Origin of the sequence: Pseudophaeobacter sp. 1A16562 (assembly GCF_041008785.1) — a bacterium.
In the GTDB taxonomy this organism is placed as follows: domain Bacteria; phylum Pseudomonadota; class Alphaproteobacteria; order Rhodobacterales; family Rhodobacteraceae; genus Phycobacter; species Phycobacter gallaeciensis_A.
In genome coordinates this window covers 1-15728 of sequence record NZ_JAXGFT010000015.1, presented here as the reverse complement: position 1 = coordinate 15728, position 15728 = coordinate 1, and the positions used below count along the sequence as shown (strand labels likewise).

General features: G+C 61.1%; 10 protein-coding genes. 9 read left to right on the top strand and 1 reads right to left on the bottom strand.

Annotated elements, in window-relative coordinates:
• Positions 1 to 104: 104 nt before the first annotated feature.
• The 9 genes from SM764_RS18220 (at position 105) to SM764_RS18180 (ending at position 13891) form a co-directional block, all read left to right on the top strand.
• Positions 105 to 686, top strand: a complete 582-nt coding sequence (locus SM764_RS18220) for a rhomboid family intramembrane serine protease (protein WP_369002489.1) — start codon at positions 105 to 107, stop codon at positions 684 to 686.
• Between the two features lie 242 nt (positions 687 to 928).
• Positions 929 to 1717, top strand: a complete 789-nt coding sequence (locus tag SM764_RS18215) for a hypothetical protein (RefSeq protein WP_369002435.1) — start codon at positions 929 to 931, stop codon at positions 1715 to 1717.
• Positions 1710 to 5057 (top strand): DEAD/DEAH box helicase, encoded by a 3348-nt coding sequence (locus SM764_RS18210; protein WP_369002434.1) that lies wholly within the window; start codon positions 1710 to 1712, stop codon positions 5055 to 5057. The genes SM764_RS18215 and SM764_RS18210 overlap by 8 nt, the downstream gene beginning before the upstream one ends.
• 668 nt (positions 5058 to 5725) lie before the next feature.
• On the top strand, positions 5726 to 6655 hold the full coding sequence (locus SM764_RS18205; protein ID WP_369002433.1) for a DUF2493 domain-containing protein: 930 nt from the start codon (positions 5726 to 5728) through the stop codon (positions 6653 to 6655).
• A 232-nt stretch (positions 6656 to 6887) separates the two neighbouring features.
• Entirely contained in the window at positions 6888 to 7964 is a 1077-nt protein-coding gene (locus SM764_RS18200; RefSeq protein WP_369002432.1) for an SH3 domain-containing protein, read from the top strand.
• A gap of 358 nt (positions 7965 to 8322) precedes the next feature.
• A complete protein-coding gene (locus tag SM764_RS18195; protein WP_368999899.1) occupies positions 8323 to 8529 on the top strand; it encodes a hypothetical protein in 207 nt (68 codons plus the stop codon).
• 562 nt (positions 8530 to 9091) lie between these two features.
• Positions 9092 to 9685 (top strand): transposase, encoded by a 594-nt coding sequence (locus tag SM764_RS18190; protein WP_368999898.1) that lies wholly within the window; start codon positions 9092 to 9094, stop codon positions 9683 to 9685.
• Positions 9672 to 11882, top strand: a complete 2211-nt coding sequence (locus SM764_RS18185; RefSeq protein ID WP_369002431.1) for a relaxase/mobilization nuclease domain-containing protein — start codon at positions 9672 to 9674, stop codon at positions 11880 to 11882. Before SM764_RS18190 ends, SM764_RS18185 begins: the two co-directional genes overlap by 14 nt.
• An 8-nt stretch (positions 11883 to 11890) precedes the next feature.
• Positions 11891 to 13891: a type IV secretory system conjugative DNA transfer family protein gene (locus SM764_RS18180; RefSeq protein WP_369002488.1), complete on the top strand. Its 2001-nt coding sequence runs from the start codon at positions 11891 to 11893 to the stop codon at positions 13889 to 13891.
• Positions 13892 to 14862: 971 nt separating this feature from the next.
• Here SM764_RS18180 and SM764_RS18175 read toward each other — a convergent pair.
• Positions 14863 to 15728 (bottom strand): cadherin-like domain-containing protein (locus tag SM764_RS18175; protein ID WP_369002430.1); only part of this gene is annotated, 866 nt, incomplete at its 5' end.

The following is a 15728-nucleotide window of genomic DNA, read 5'->3' as shown; positions in this document are numbered from 1 at the left end:
CCTCGAACCCCCTTTCTTGGAGGTGGCATCCTGTGCAGCGCGCGAAAGCCGTTGAAGGTGCTGTGGTGACGTCTACTGTCGCCAACATGATGAACCGGGATCACATGCGCGCCTTCTTGCGGCGCGCCGCGGCGCTTGCCGCTTTTGTTGCACTGCTCTGGGCGGTCCAAGTCGTCAATTGGATCACCGGCTACGGCTTGAACCCGGCCTTCGGCCTGATCCCCCGGCACGTCAGCGGATTGGATGGTGTCATCACCATGCCCCTCCTGCATGGAAGCTTCGCGCACCTTATGGCCAATACGCCGCCGCTCTTGGTGATGGGTGGGCTGCTGGTGGCCACGACCACGAGGGCCTTGCTGCCGGTGAACGCAGTGGTGATCGGCCTCGGCGGCGGACTCGTCTGGCTGTTCGGAAGCTCCGCCATCCATATCGGTGCGTCAGGGTTGGTCTTCGGCTGGTTTGGCTTCCTCGTCGCGCGCGGCTTCGTGGATCGCTCATTGATCACGCTGGGCGCGGCACTGGTGGTCGGTGTCCTCTATAGCTCCATTATCTGGGGCGTTCTTCCGGGCCAACCCGGCGTCTCGTGGGAGGCGCATCTCTTCGGCGCCATCGCGGGCGCGGCCGCTGCAGCCCTTGTCCGGACGCATGTCCATGCGCCGCGCCTCGGCGGTGTCGATCTGGACTGAAGCGCTACACCTGCCCAAAGCTGCCGCTCAATGAGAGGTCCAATACTGCGACGCAACGATATTAAATATCTAATTTTTCTATTTCAGTTGCGAATTGACCGAGGCTTTCTGCGATCGTTGCAATTCTGGTGTTTGCGACCCATTCTCCGCGTAATGTTAACCAGGTTAGGAATATCCATTAACATTCACCGCATCAATGTCCTCTGGGCAATACTCGACCCCGAACAGAATGACTGATCACTATGGTAATTGCGCTGACACCGATCCGAGAGGGCGATCTATGGTCCGGGTCTACATGGACGGTCGAAGACGAAAATGCGTTGGCCGGGCTGCTTGCTCGCGTGGCCATCGGCCAAGCCAGAGTTGCCGAGCGCATTCTGCACGAGGACGGTTTGGTTGACATCAACTACCCAATGGGCGGCTATGAAAGTGCGCGGAACCTACTCAAGCTTGGCCCAAGTGGTGATCCGGCCCATCGTGATGGTTGGATGTTCCAAGTGATCTCGTGGATTGCCGCGCACCGCGCAGGGAGGCCGGGCATGATCCGGTCGCCACACATGCGACATGCGGACAAGGGCCTCGATGGGCTCTTGGTTGAGTTCGACGACACGGAGATCGCGCGAGTAGTGATCTCTGAGGAGAAGGCAACGGGGAATGCTCGAACTATGGTCCGGGATCGGGTTTGGCCCGAGTTTCAAGACTTTGAGACGGGCAGACGGGATGCCGAACTCGTCGATGGTGTCTCAACGTTGCTTGCGGGTGCCGGGCATCCTAATCCCGATGCCGTGGTTGCCGCCATCTTGTGGACGGAGAAGCGGGCCTACCGGGTTGCGGTAACGATCGACGACACGCACGCTTCGGAGAAAGGCCTCAAGGCTCTCTACAAGGGCTACGAGGCAGCAGTCTCCGGCGCGATCGACCGTCGCCGGGCGGAGGCCTTCCAAGTTCAGAATCTCCGGCCCTGGTTCGAAAATATCGCCGTCAGGGCAACCGCCATCATCGATGCCGAGGAGGCCGCCATCAATGTATGACGAGAGAACGGCCGATCTGATCCGATCCGCCCCAGACCTTCCCGGCCTCGATCGAGATCGGTTGCCGGAACAACTGTCGCAAGCGTTTGCTGAGATCGTGTCGGCCCGCATCGCATTGCGCGATACCGAGACCCCTGCGGGCGACATCAGCGAGACCATCGCGTTCGCGCGTAAGCTTGCCGCGACCAATGAGGTGTTGGTTACGATGAGTCCTGAGCGCGAAAACCGTCGCGCTGCAAGCTTCGTGGCAGCGTCCGCGCATCAACTTGTTCATCAGGCCGAAGCTCTTCTCGGCTTGGCTTCGAGGACTACTACATTCACAGCGGACGCGATCAGTTCCGACGTATCCGCAATGCTGCTTTTTTTGATCGCGGGCTCGTCTGCCGACGCCACCGAGGTCGCGCGGGCGCTTCGGTCGCCGGCGGAAGATCGGCTTCAGCACGAACTCGTACTGAACCTCGGCTGGTTAGCGCGCGGAATGATTGGGACAATCCTCAACCAGGAGCGACGTCCGGTCACCGAGCTGGTCGCTGGCGAAGGCGTCGATGGCACGCGAGCCGCGAATGCGTTGTACCATCGACTTCTCGAAGGCGTCCGTGCCCTCGCGGCTGTTTTGGGAGGCATTTCGGACGCGGATCCGGACCGACCCGCCGCGATCTTTCGTGGCGTCGCCAGGTCAGCGAGACCAGACGATGCCATTGCAATCGAAGGCTTGACGCCGATGCCGATCGCCTCGTTTCCAGGTCCGTTCCACCTGGCGCGGCTTCTCGAAACGGCGACTTCGGCACTTCTCGAGGCGGCAGTCATCAATATCAACCCGCCGGACGGTGTGCCTGCGGATCGCTGGCATCATTCGATGGCACGAATCGCGAAGAAGAGGCCATACCTCTGGATTAACCATCTTGCCGCAATCAGGGGAGGCTATCTCGAACCGGGTACATCCTGTGCTGTTGGCTTTCCGACAGGCGCAGGTAAATCGACTACCGCTCAACTGAAGATCCACGCAGCTCTCCTGCGAAACCTGAAGGTGGTTTTCCTCGCGCCGACCCATGCGCTGGTCGATCAGACGGCCCGGGATCTGCGGGCCGCCTTCCCGAACACCAACGTTAAGGGACAGCGCGCAGAAGAGTTTGAGGAAGGCACGCTGCTCGAAGAGCTGCCTGACATACTCGTCATGACACCGGAGGCATGCCTCTACGCGAGTCACATCGAGCCTGATAGCTTCGCGGATGTCGGATTGCTGATCTTCGACGAATGCCATTTGATTCATCCGAAGACTGACGGGGATCGGCGAGCCATCGACGCGATGCTCTGCCTAATTCGCTTCACGCGAGTCGCCCCGGAGGCTGACCTCGTCCTCCTATCGGCGATGATGAAGAACACGGCAGAAATTGCTGAATGGCTTGGGGAGCTGACTGGGGGAGAACTGAAAGGGCGTCGATCAATCCCCCTTGACGACGTTTGGAAACCAACCCGTCAGTTGCGGGGCTGCGTCGTATATCAGGCAAACGAAATCGAACGTCTGAACCAGAAAATTGGGGAGGCGTGGAGGAATAAAACGACAAAATTTCCGCCTGTAGGGCTCAAGAGGGATCTACACGCGTCCCCATTAGGACTGTTCAGTCTGAAACAGACATGGGCCTCGATGAAACGCGACGATTACGCCCTGCTCTCGCTCTTGGATCATCAGGTTCTGCTGACGGCGAACAACTACTGGAGCCTCACCCCAAACTCGGGCGAGCTTGCGTCGCACATCGCGGCATCGGCATCAAAGGCTGGACTCCGGACTCTCGTCTTCTCCCAGTCAATCCCGAACGCATGGTCGATCGCCAAAAAGGCATCGGCGCTAATCGACGCTCCACCGACCGAACTCACTACAGCCGAAAAGGACCTATACGAGACGGCAGTTGATGAAATGGGCGACGCGGGCGATGTATATCTCGCCGTCGAGAACGGTCTTCTGCAAAGCGCCGCCACGGCGCATCACGGCCTTTTGCTTCCCTACGAAAGAGATTTGGCAGAGAGGCTTTACGGTAGGGACGACGGCCTGCGGGTACTCGCAGCGACCCCGACCTTGGCGCAGGGGATGAATCTTCCTGCCGATTTGGTGATCATCGCTGAAGACAGCCGCTTTGATCGTGAAACGAACCGTCGCGATCTCCTCGATGCCGCTGCGTTGCTGAATGCCGCTGGGCGGGCAGGACGCGCGGGTCAAAGCGCGTCGGGTATCGTGCTGATTGTTCCTGGAAAGGTTGTTCCCCTGTCAGATGAAGAGGGAACGATTGGTGAGCAATGGACGCAGCTCCGGGAGGTCTTCAGCCAGTCCGATCAGTGCTTGGTGCTCGAGGACCCATTCGAAGCCGTCATGGACCGTGTCCATCACAAGGCGGAGGACACCGGAGATCTGGAACGGTATGTCGTCAGCCGTCTAATGGAAACGCCCTCAGATGGCGAAGACGGAGGCTCGCCTCGGGTCGATCTGTCCCGGAGCCTCACGGCGTTCCTAAAGCGTAAGGCGGGTGACGAACAGTGGGTCGCGAGCCGTACGGAGGCCGCCCTGTCTGTGATGTCCGGCGCCGATGAAGATGCTGTCGTGCTGGATCAGAGATACCGAGACCTCGCCTCCATGGTGGGTCTCCCAGAGGACGTGCTCAAAGCTTTGTCTGACGCGCTTGCCGACGCCCAAGATGACATGGCAAGCACGGTGGCCGGGATCTGCGAGTGGATGTTCTCATGGATGGAGGCCAATCCGGGTCACCTTTTCCGAATGATTAAGCCCTCGACCTTCGAAGATCTCTTTGGGAAGACCTATGGAGACCTGGCATCGGATGAAGAGAAAGCGAGGTACGCGGTCCCCAAGCTTGAGGCGACTCTGCGAACATGGATTGACGGCGCGCCACTTAAAGAAATCCAGCAGACGATATCGCCGAATGGGGCTTCGGCGGAGTTCTCGCCTGACGCACGCAAGTTTGTCATTCGCATGATCCCCGACCTGGCGCACGTGATGGGTTTGCCTTCTCGTATGATGCAGATATTCACGCCAGGAGGATCTGAGCCGAATACGGTGGAGGGTGCGGGCCCCCTCCTCCTCGCTCATGTCTGCGTTCGACGAGGGCTTCGAGATGCAGAGATGGCAGCATTTTCGATGTCGGGGGGAGCCTTGCCTCGAAGGGCGACCCATCGGGCGTTCGATGAGGTACGCCCGCATGTGGCTGTAGCAGAAAGCGGCGAGACGCTCGAAAATCTCAAGGAAAGGGTTCGCGCGGGCAAGGACCTCAAACAGGCAATAGAGGCGTTCTCGAATATTGACCTGGGTCCGTTCGACAGCACCCAGTTGTGACAGAAGGGTACAGTGTGCGTCGAGCAGGCACATCGAAAGTCCGCTTTCCTGCCCATCATGTCGCATGCTGGAGTAGATATTTTGTATAGTCGCCAGCGTAGTCGCCTGCACATCAACCTTGGCTTCAGCCTTGCGGCCTCCCCTGCTCGGCTTCGCGTGTCGCAGGTGAGAACGGCCCTTCGGTCCGTCGCGCATTCGGCCATGCGGCCTCACCGCGGCGTCGCACCCAGCATCCCGGTTTGCCCGCCTCGCGAGCACGTCCCTCACCAGCCGCTCCGCCGGATTGCGCTCTGGTCTGTTTTGGCCCGAGGCCAAAACGATCCCGCCACTCCATCCGTCTTCCGCGTCCGGTCAGGCCGTTTGCCTGCTCGGGTCGGGCAAACCTACCGTCAAAACACACACACATGAGTGCGGAAGCATATCCTCCGGATGGCCCCCAAATCAGCCCGCGTCAAGGATCGCAAAACTTTTCGGCGAGGGCGGGGCCTGTGGCGAGGGGCGGTCCCTTGCGTGAGGGTGCGCATGCGTCGGGTGCTGCACTCGGAAAACTTTTGCGCCCGGCAAGCCGGCGGCTGCGCCGTCCCTGACCCGGGCAGATTCGGAAACCAGACATTCGGCCATGCCCCCACACTCACGTGGTGGTCGAACCCAATATCTGGAGAATGAACATGGCTTACGATCAAGCGAACACCTACGAGACCATCGAGCTTTTCGGGCTGACCGAGAAGGACGCGCAGCTGCCGATCCCGGAAGATCACATCCTGACCGACCACATCATCCGCGAGAGCTTCGAGGCTTTGCTCGGACAGCTGCGCGGGACCGGGCTTGAAGCAGAAATCGAACCGCTGGCCCATGGGCTCGCCACGATCCTGCAGCGCCGCAAGGTGGCGCTTGGCAAGGAGGTCGACCGCACCGCCGACAAGATCGGCGCGTTGGCAAAATCCCACGACGGATCGGAGATCGCCGAGACCGCGCTCGAAGAGGCGCAGGCGCGTTTTCTGCAGCTGCGCGAGATTGTCAGCGCCATTGAGGTGATGAGCGAGGCGGCGGCGGAATGCTACGAGATCGAGACGGGCCACGCCTTCATCCCGGCAGCCGGGTCGCGCGCGAGCGTCCGGGCGCAGGAGACCGGGGCGGTCTTCGAGGCGCGGCAGCTCCTGGAGCAGCACGACCGTGAAACCGCCGAGAAGTCGAAAGTCGAGGGGGTGCCCCTGATCGTCTCCGGCGCAACCGACTGGACCGATATCGACGTCATCTTCAATACGCTCGACAAGGTTCGGGAGCGGATCAAACAAAACCGCAATCAGGAGATCTTCCTCTGCCACAAGGGTGGCAAGCACGGGGCGGAGATGATTGCGGCGAGGTGGGCCCGAGCACGCGGGATAGCACAAGCGCGCTTCGATCCGCGCTGGTCCGCGCACGGGCGGGCGGCACCGTTCAAGTGCAACGACGAAATGCTGGACGACAAGTTCGCGGCGACGGGGGTTGTTCTCTTCGGTGGCAACGGGGTCGCGCTGAACCTCGGGCAGAAGGCGGAAGCGAAAGGCCTGACGGTCATGCGGGTTGCTGACCCGGCAAAGAAGGCGTCGCAGGATTGAAGAGAGGGGGTCGCCTTCGGGCGGCCCTTTCACCGTTTTCCCAGAAGTGTGTGAACATCGGTGGTGTCGCAGTTAACTCCAACAATGGGCATCGACAGGCTTGGTGATCGTAGTCCGGCCAATCTGGTTTCGGGAATGGCTAGATGGTATCTCTATGCAAATACAGCTTAATGTGGCCGTGCGGCAGAAGACATTTGTTGCACCGATCAACACCCGCCCAGGTTTTTCCTAGATGCCTTTTTCTCCGGAACGCACCAAAGAGATTCAATCGCGCATTGATGCGCGTTTGCGGTCCGGTCAGGCAAACGATTGGGAAGTGTCCTTCCTCACAAACATGGCTGAACGGTTTCAGCGTTATGGAACGGAGACGCGCCTGAGCAAAGCGCAGTATGCGAGCCTGCACAAAGTCTTGAAACTGGAACGGGAAAATCCGGCACAGAAAAGGGAAGCAGCCGACCACAAAACTTCTCAATCAGCACCGAAGCGCAGTACTAGAACGGGTCAGACAAGACCCCGTCCGGTCTCCGTGACCCGCGCGATCAATGCACCTCGGCGTGCCGTGCGCAAGGCTCAACGCCAAATCATGGTGCCGTTGGTGATCGCTGTCGGATTCTTCGCATTGGTTGGATCATTGTTTGAATCATCGAACTCGCGATCCACACCCTACAGTCCGCCAGCGGTTCCCTCATCGCAAACTGCCGACACCGCTTACGTCTATGTGACAGGGACACGTGTCAACCAACGTGCTGGGCCGTCTACTTCCAATGCCGTTATGGGTGTCTTGAGCGAGGGTGCCCGCGTCGCAAAGCTTCGCGAAGAAGGGCAGTGGACACAAATTCGATCCAACTTTGGGACGGGCTGGATGTCTTCCAGTTTCTTGTCGCCGGTGGCGCCACCAGCAGAGCGACCCACCTCGCAGGATCGGTCGCTTCGCGCCAGCGATGTGCGGATCATTGATGGTGATACGATCGATGTTCGAGGCATGACAGCGAACGTGCGTCTCGTCGGGATTAACGCGCCTGAGACATGGAGACCCTCCTGCACCGCAGAGCGTGAGGTTGGGGAGCGCGCGACCGCGCGTCTAGGTCAATTGGTGCGGGGTGCGACGTCAATTGAATTTGAGCGCGTGGCCTGTTCCTGTCGGCCCGGGACAGAGGGGACGGATCAATGCAACTTTGGTCGGTTCTGCGGCTCGTTGTTCGTTGACGGTCGGGACGTGGGTAGCACGCTCATTGCGGAAGGTCTGGCCGTGCCGTACAGATGTGGCCGCACCAGCTGTCCTCCACGCCCTCAACCTTGGTGCCGATAGCAAACGCGCCCATCCGACACAGACGACGGGTCTTCGCTCGCGGCGGAACGCTGACCCGCCATGGGGTGAGCGTGACGGATCATTATCCAGATGCATTGGACCAGAACGAACCAGGCCATCTTCGGTCACGATCGACGGGTTCGATGGCGGCTTCAAAGTGGTGGCACAAATTCGGATCACTCCTTTTTGCTCATAGATGTGGATCGCACGGGGTCGGCCCGACCGTCCCCTCCGCTTCGCTCCGGCAAGCACAAATACGGCTTCCACGCCTTTGGCGCGGACCCTCCGCATTTGCGCTTGCGACCGGGCCTCTTGCCCCCGTGCCGAGCGATCCCCATCGCAACAAGGAGTAACCCAAATGACCAACCACTACGTCGCCACCGTCCCCGTCAAGTTCACCGACACCGATGGCCAGGAGCGCACCCGTTTTCAGCGCGTGGGTGCGATGTTCCGCAACACCCGCAACGGGGATGGATCGGAGTTCTTCAGCCTCAAGCTCGACTTCCCGGTCGCAGTCTCGGAGCTGGTGATGTTCCCAGCGAGCGCGAAAGATCCCCAGGACTAAATCCTCTGACGAGGATGGGCCGCCCCAGGACGATCTTGGGGCGGCCCGATCCCTGTTCCAGGGATGCCGCGTCCGGCGGTCAGATCGCCCGAGGCGACTTCACGAAGCCGCCGGCCGCTGCGCGTTCAACGGACGCACTCCCCCCGGAATGATCAGGCCGCGACAGACCGGCCAGTCAGCCTCAAGGGGGCCATCCGCAAAAACCTATCGGCCAGGGCCTCCCGGTTTTTGCGGCAGAGATTTGGGGACCCAAATCTGGCCCTCCTTGACCCTGCCTGTCCGCCCTGTCGGTGGGGTTTGCGCCCGCCCGCGGTTCCGTCCGAACACATGCGTGTTCGTCCAGACCCTCGGGCGGTGCTGGCGGACGGGACCCATTGGACAGGTGGGTCGCCCGGTGGTGAGGGCGGCAGAGCCGCGTCCCTGCGGGCCGCGGGGGAAGCGGACACCAAGGCTGCCTGAGACTGAATGCGACGTAAGTATATAATTGACAGGTGGGTATATTATCGTAAGGTGGGGGCAGCCTTGGTGGAAGGTGGCAGGAAATAGGGGGTCTTTCTTCCGCATGTCCCGAACAAAACGCCTGACAGAGATCGAGAAGATGCAGATCGTCCGCGAGGCCGCGGAGGGTGTGTCGACGTCCGAGCTGGCCGAGCGTTTCGAGGTCACATCGCGGGCCGTGCGCTACGTCCTGAAAGCCGATGCCGAGCGCCAGACGGATGCCGCGATCCCGGTCTCAGCGGTCAGTGTGAAGGTCACTGCTGCGGAGCTTGAGGCGCTCGACGCGGTGTTGGCGAAGGCGGGGATCGAGAGCCGGGCCGAGGGGCTGCGGCGGCTCATTCAGGCGGCAGGCGGGGTGTTCGTTCCGGACGCGCAGATGGCTGCTGAGATGGCGCGCTACCGCGCCTCTCTGCACGAGGTCGGCAATGGGGTTGCACAGATCGCCAAGCAGATGACGAAGGCCAACCGGATGGGGCAGGGGGCTGATGGTAGCACGCGTGCCGAGTTTTCTGAGCCGCGCCTTGCGCAGATGCGCGGGTTGGCGCGGTTCATCCTCGATTCCGCCGACGAGATCGAGCTGCTCCTGCGGCGTCGGCGCGACGCGATGCAGCTCGAGGCCAGTGCCGCGCTAAGGGAGTTTGCCCATGCGGCTGAATGATGCGGTTGACGCTGTCACAGGCGAGGTCTTCCGGGACGGCTGGAGCCGGATCCGGGGCTCGATGCAGGGGCTGCATGTCGCCAAGCAGAGCCAGCTTACGCGCGCGGCAGCTGGGCACAGGCCAGCCGTCTTCAAGGCGATCCGGGGTGGGGGGACGCATACCAAATCACAGCTCACAAACCAGCTTGATTATCTGACCACGAAGTCCACCCATATCGTGGACTCGAGCGGGTTTCTGGATGGTAAGGCCAAGCTCGAGGCGAAGGGCATCAAAAACCTCACCGAGCGCTTTGCCAAACGGTGGGAGGGCGGCTTCAAGCCCAAGCTTGGCCAGACCACGCACATGCTCATGTCCTTCCCGATCGGCACGCGGGGTGAGGATGTGCGCGACATCGCGACGGATGTGGCCGAGCGGTTCTTCCAGACCGATGAGGGGCATTTCGATTACATCATCGCGGTGCATGAGGACCGCGATCACCCGCATGCGCATCTGGTGCTGAACCGCCGCTCGCAGGAAGGCGAGTTCTTCTTTCTGGGGCGCAACCACCGCTTCAACTATGACGACTTCCGCCTCGCCATGGTCGAGGAGGCCGAAAAGTATGGCGTGCGCCTGGAGGCCACGCGTCGGGTGGATCGTGGGGTCGTGCATTACCCCGCCCGGACCCGCGAGGTCTATGCCGCAAAGGAAGAGGGCCGCGCGCCCCGCGAGCGGGAACGCGTAGGGCAGGACCTGACGCGGACGCTCGCGGAGATCGCCAATACCAGAACTGTCTACCACTCGCTTGCGGCGGAAGCCTCCCGCGAAGCCCGCGAGGATATTGCCGCAGCCCTCTTCCGCGCGGGCGAAGTGCTGGCGCGGGGTGGGCAGGTGGACCGAACAGGAGATGTGTATATGGCCGAGGATCAAAGTTTTGAGGATCTGAGAAGCCTCTATGCGGAGAAGCTGGCGCGGGTGCAGGGCATGATCGCCGAGAAACCCGATGCCGAGCGGCCCGTGCTTGAAAAACGCCTCATCGAGATCCAGACACAAGTCCAGCATATGCAGCCGCTCGGATTACGTTCGAGCACATTGTCAGAGACCCCCTCGGACGGCGGGATCTATTCTGAGGCCAATATCGACGCCAGCCAGCGCGAGCGACTGGCCGAGCCCGACCTGAGAGCGCGCATTGACGTAGCACTACGGGGCACCGGGATCAGCACATCGGAAGTGGTGGCCCGGATCGAGACAGGCGCCTCAAATGCAGCGCTCGAGCATCAATGGATCGCTGATGATCTCTCCAAGGTGGCCGAGGCTCGCGATCTGAGCCTCGAGCGCCGCGCCGATTTGGAACAGGCGCGCGACATTCTCAACAATGTGCATGTCGCGCTTGGCATGCTCTTGGAACGGGAGGCGGTGCTGCGCCACGATGGCGTGATTGATGAGGCCCACGCGGCGCGGGTCCATCTCACCAAAGACAGAATTGAAGAGGCTGCCAAGGTTGTGCGGTTGGAGACGTCCATTAGCGAGCGGGGTGAGGCCTTAGTCGAAACCCGCGCCGTGGAGCGCCTCGAGGCCGAGCAGCGCGCCTACCTGCAGGAGCATCCGGACCTTCTTCAGAGCCCGGCCGATGTCATCCGTATGGATGAGGAAGGCCGCGCCAGGATTGTCGATCAGACGCTGGCTGACCGCATTGGTCGTGAGATTGAGGCTGCGCGCCTTGGTGCTCATAGCCGCACACCGATCTCTGTGGCCGTCACGCGGGACTTGCAGGCGCGTTATCCGGATATGCCAGAGCAGCTGGCCGAAGGTCTCGGAGAGACCTATGCCCATGTTCAGGACGCCCGCCTGTCCCAGCGGGAGGTGCAGGTTCTCCAGACGCCGGAACTGGACCGTGTGCTGACTCATGAGCGGGCGGGGGAGTTGTCCGCAGCCTTCGAGACCGAAGACGAGAGGGACGCTTTCCGAACCGAGATCGCGCGGGTGCTGGATGACCGCCAGTTGGGCCGCCTCACATCCGGCGATGCCGATGCGCTGGAACAAGTTCTCGGGGACCGCCTCGACCGGCTCTATGTCGCCAAGGTCTATCTGCAATCCGATGCCGCGACAGCTAATACGGAAGCTCTGCGCCAGGTGGTCGATGAACTCGCCGACGCCGAATACGAAAAACACCGCGCGACAGACGTGGATGGTGAGACCGAACGGGGGCAGATCCATTGAGCGACGCCATGGGAAAAGCGCGGATCGCAACTGGGATCTTGCTCGTCACGCTGGTGACCGGGGCCATGGGATATACCATCGCCTCGGCGGTTCTGAGCTACCAGGATCTCGGCTTCGGGGCGGAGATCGACTTTGCTTATATCGCGCAGAACTATCTGGCGATCCTCGATCGCCGCCCGGAGGACGCGCAACTCATCCACCTGATCATCGGCAGCTTCGCCGCTGCCGGCCTGATGCTGAGCCTTGCCCTGTCGGGCTCGACCCTCACACGCTTTGGCCAGACCCATTGGCAGTCTGCGCGCGAGATGAAGGCCAACGGGTTTTTCGGCGCTCCCGGGACCGGGTTCATTCTTGGTAAGCTCGGGACTCCAAAATCCCGCGCGAAATACGTCTGCTCAAAAGTCTTCCCGCACGCGCTGATCGTGGCGCCCACGGGCCGCGGCAAGACCACGGGTTTCGTCATTCCAAACTTGCTGACCTGGCAGGGCTCTGCCGTGACGCTCGATGTGAAGGGGGAATGTTTCGAGGCCACGGCGCGCCACCGCGCCGCCCAGTGCGACAAGGTCTATCGCTTTGCTCCGGCGGATTGGGAGGGCAAGCGCACGCATCGCTACAACCCGCTCTTGCGCATCTTCGAACTGAAAGATCCCGCGCGCCAGCAGATGGAACTGCAGCTCCTGGCGACGCTTTTTCTGCAAAGCGACAATGACCGGGTGCAGGGGCTGCTCAAGGGCGGGATCGATCTCTTCGTGGCGGCAGGCCTGCTGGCCTTCCAGCGCAAGCGCCCCACCTTGGGCGAGATCTACCGCATCGCGGCCTCGGGCGGGAACAAGCAGAAGGAGTATTTCGCGCGCGGCCATGAGGTCGATAACAGGGCCGCCAAGTTGATCTTCACGCGGCTGGCCTCAACCAACAACGATACGCTGACCTCCTATGTCTCGCTCCTGATGACATCGGGGCTCGACCAATGGCAGAACCCGGCCATCGATGAAGCGACGACAGTCTCGGACTTTGATTTCCGGACGATCCGCAAGAAACCCTTTTCGGTCTATCTCGTGGTCCAGCCGCTGATGGTGAAACCCCTCGCGCCGCTGATCAGGCTGTTTTTCTCCGACCTGCTCTCGGCCATGCAGGAAAAGGATCCCGGGCCAGACGAGCCGTGGCCAGTGATGATCATGCTCGACGAGTTCAACCGTCTCGGCAAGATGCCCATCGTGGTCGAGAGCATCGAGACCCTGCGGACCTATCGCGGCCACCTGGCCGTGGTCACCCAAACCATTCCCGCCCTCGATGAAATCTACGGCGAGAACACCCGCCGCGCCCTGCAAGGCAATGCCGGTGTGAAGCTCTACCTGACGCCCTCCGATGAGAAAACCGTCGAAGAGCTGAGCAAGGCGGTTGGCAAGACCACGAAGACCGTTATCACGCGATCCCAGTCCATCGGCAAAAACCCCTTTGAAGGGCGCAGCCAATCCACACGGACTGAAGAAAGCTCTCTCCTGCCCGAGGATGAGGCGCGCCGCCTGCCGCTTGACGAAATCGTCATGGTCATCGATGCCCAGATGCCGGTCCGGGCGAAGCGGATTCAGTATTTTGACGACCGGCTGTTCAAGGCGATCCACGCGGCACAAACGGGCGAGCTGCCTTTTCCGGAGCCGGGGGGAGGTGGGTTGCAGGGCCCGCTGCCGCTGAGTGTGCGCGCGATGCCGATGACACCGCCTGCGAGCGTACCAGGTGGGTCTGACGTCGTAGTGGAGACCACACGCCAAGAAGCGGGCAGTCAAACGTCAGGGCGAACCGACGCCTTGGCCAAAAAGACCGCGCCTGTCGTTCAAGCCGTTATCGCCGAGGAACAGCGACAGATGGAGATGGATTTTTGGGGCCAGGTTGCGGATGCCGAGACAGTGGGCGTGGATGATGAGGCGCAGATGCGCTCTGCTGTAGATGGCTTAGAAGACATGGAAGCGATGCTGAAGGAGGAGGGTGGCAAAAAGCCAATTCACCGGTAGGGCGGTGGGCATGGTCTGACGGTCATTGAGGGCGGGAAGCGGACCTTCTCTGTACGCGCGAAAGATCCTCTGTCCCGATACAAAAGCGGGCTTCGGAATCCAAGGCAAGCCAATCTGTGATGCGGTCGTGCGCCAGAATGACGTTGGCGATGCGCAGGGCGTGGTGGATCGGAGGAACTGCCATGCCTAAAGCAAACCTTCCCGCCATCCGCGCCTGCTGCCCTGCCTGGAAAAAGGGGCGCAGTGCCGTTCATAAAGGTCCCCTTTTGCCGAAGCATGTCGAGGAACGCACTTCGATCATCTAGAGCAAGACGGGTCGACCGCTCCGCTTCGAGTTCACAGAGTGCATGCGGCGATCAGCGCGATGGATGGTAGAGCCTCTCATGATCGGATCCGAGCACCTCTGGCCTGGTCGATTTCATGAGCGTCTTCACATCTCGACGAGTCGGTTGGTCCGGCTCGTGCGTGACCGGGTCTCGTCCATCGGGCTGGTTTCCTCGTTGTTTGGCATGCATTGATGCGGCGGACGAAAGTGGCGCAGATCTGCCGCAAGACGCGCAACCGGCGGGCCGTTCCTTTGCTTCTCGGCCACGATCCTCGTTGGACAGCACGGTCTGATACCTTGGCATGGACCTGGAAGATGCCCTCGCAAACTCGGAGGGCGTTGATATCTGAAACCACGGGTCGGTGGCTGCGCCGACCCGCTCCCATACGAACCCCAACAGCGGTGTAAGCCCTTCGCAATTATTATACCCCTGAACCAGACCCGACGGCTTGGCCTTCCGGCGCTACTTGAGTGTAGGGAGCGAGCCAGCGCCGGACACCCCATCCGCCAGTCCAAGCCTTCGGCCAGAATTCCCCGGCAGCCGTCATTCAAAAGGTGACAGGACTGCAAGTGTTGTCCGCGGCGACCGGAAAGCCTCTGCCAGATCTATCCTCCTGCAAACCGAAAACCCTTGGCATCCTACTCCTCACAAGAACAGGAAATCGTCCGCGCCAAGGTCTTCTATCGTGACATTCAGGAGCAGAACCTGCGCTCCGCCCATGTTGATGACCACGCCGTCGTCCTGCTGAGACATCTTCAGATCGCCGAAGCCATCCGCCTTGAGGCTTGCCTCCACGACCAGTTGATCCACCCCCAGTTCGAAATCAGTAACCACATCGAAACCACCGGATTTCCCGAAAACGAACTGGTCTGCTCCGCTGCCTCCCGAAAGCGTGTCTTCCCCACGCCCTCCTGTAAGGATGTCGTTGCCACTGTCACCGAACATCAGGTCGTCGCCGTTCCCGCCGGACAGGATGTCGTTTCCACCGCCTCCGGCAAGCGTGTCCTCGGCATTGCCACTGGAGATCGTATCATCTCCCGCCAGTCCAAGAAGCACCTGCGTGCCATTCCCGAAGACCATCAGATCGGCCCCGTCCGTCCCTGCCGTATCCCCTTCCAGCGCCGCGACCGTAATCGTCGCATTGCCAGTGTCCGTGCCACCGTATCCATCTGACAGGGTGTATTCGAAGCTGTCCTCACCTGCGAAAAACGCGCTGGGTGTATAGACGAAACTGCCGTCGGACTGGATCTCCACGGTGCCTCCCTGCGCCGTAACGAAACTGCCAGCCGTCACTTCCAAGGGATCACCGTCCACGTCGCTGTCGGGGCCAGACCCGTTGTCCACTAAGAGGTTACCGGAAATACTCTGGCCACGATCGGTTGCAAAACTATCCGCCACGGCCACCGGGCCGTCGTTGCTGCCGGTCACCGTCACCACCGCCAGGGCCGTGCTGCTGCCGCCATTGCCGTCGGAGATCTCGTAGAGGATCTCCACCGTGGCGCTCTCGCCCA

What these genes read in the sequence shown, in the direction of transcription:
- SM764_RS18220 (WP_369002489.1), top strand. Translation starts at nt 105, where the DNA reads ATGCGCGCCTTCTTGCGGCGCGCCGCGGCGCTTGCCGCTTTTGTTGCA.
- SM764_RS18215 (WP_369002435.1), top strand. Translation starts at nt 929, where the DNA reads ATGGTAATTGCGCTGACACCGATCCGAGAGGGCGATCTATGGTCCGGG.
- SM764_RS18210 (WP_369002434.1), top strand. Translation starts at nt 1,710, where the DNA reads ATGTATGACGAGAGAACGGCCGATCTGATCCGATCCGCCCCAGACCTT.
- SM764_RS18205 (WP_369002433.1), top strand. Translation starts at nt 5,726, where the DNA reads ATGGCTTACGATCAAGCGAACACCTACGAGACCATCGAGCTTTTCGGG.
- SM764_RS18200 (WP_369002432.1), top strand. Translation starts at nt 6,888, where the DNA reads ATGCCTTTTTCTCCGGAACGCACCAAAGAGATTCAATCGCGCATTGAT.
- SM764_RS18195 (WP_368999899.1), top strand. Translation starts at nt 8,323, where the DNA reads ATGACCAACCACTACGTCGCCACCGTCCCCGTCAAGTTCACCGACACC.
- SM764_RS18190 (WP_368999898.1), top strand. Translation starts at nt 9,092, where the DNA reads ATGTCCCGAACAAAACGCCTGACAGAGATCGAGAAGATGCAGATCGTC.
- SM764_RS18185 (WP_369002431.1), top strand. Translation starts at nt 9,672, where the DNA reads ATGCGGCTGAATGATGCGGTTGACGCTGTCACAGGCGAGGTCTTCCGG.
- SM764_RS18180 (WP_369002488.1), top strand. Translation starts at nt 11,891, where the DNA reads ATGGGAAAAGCGCGGATCGCAACTGGGATCTTGCTCGTCACGCTGGTG.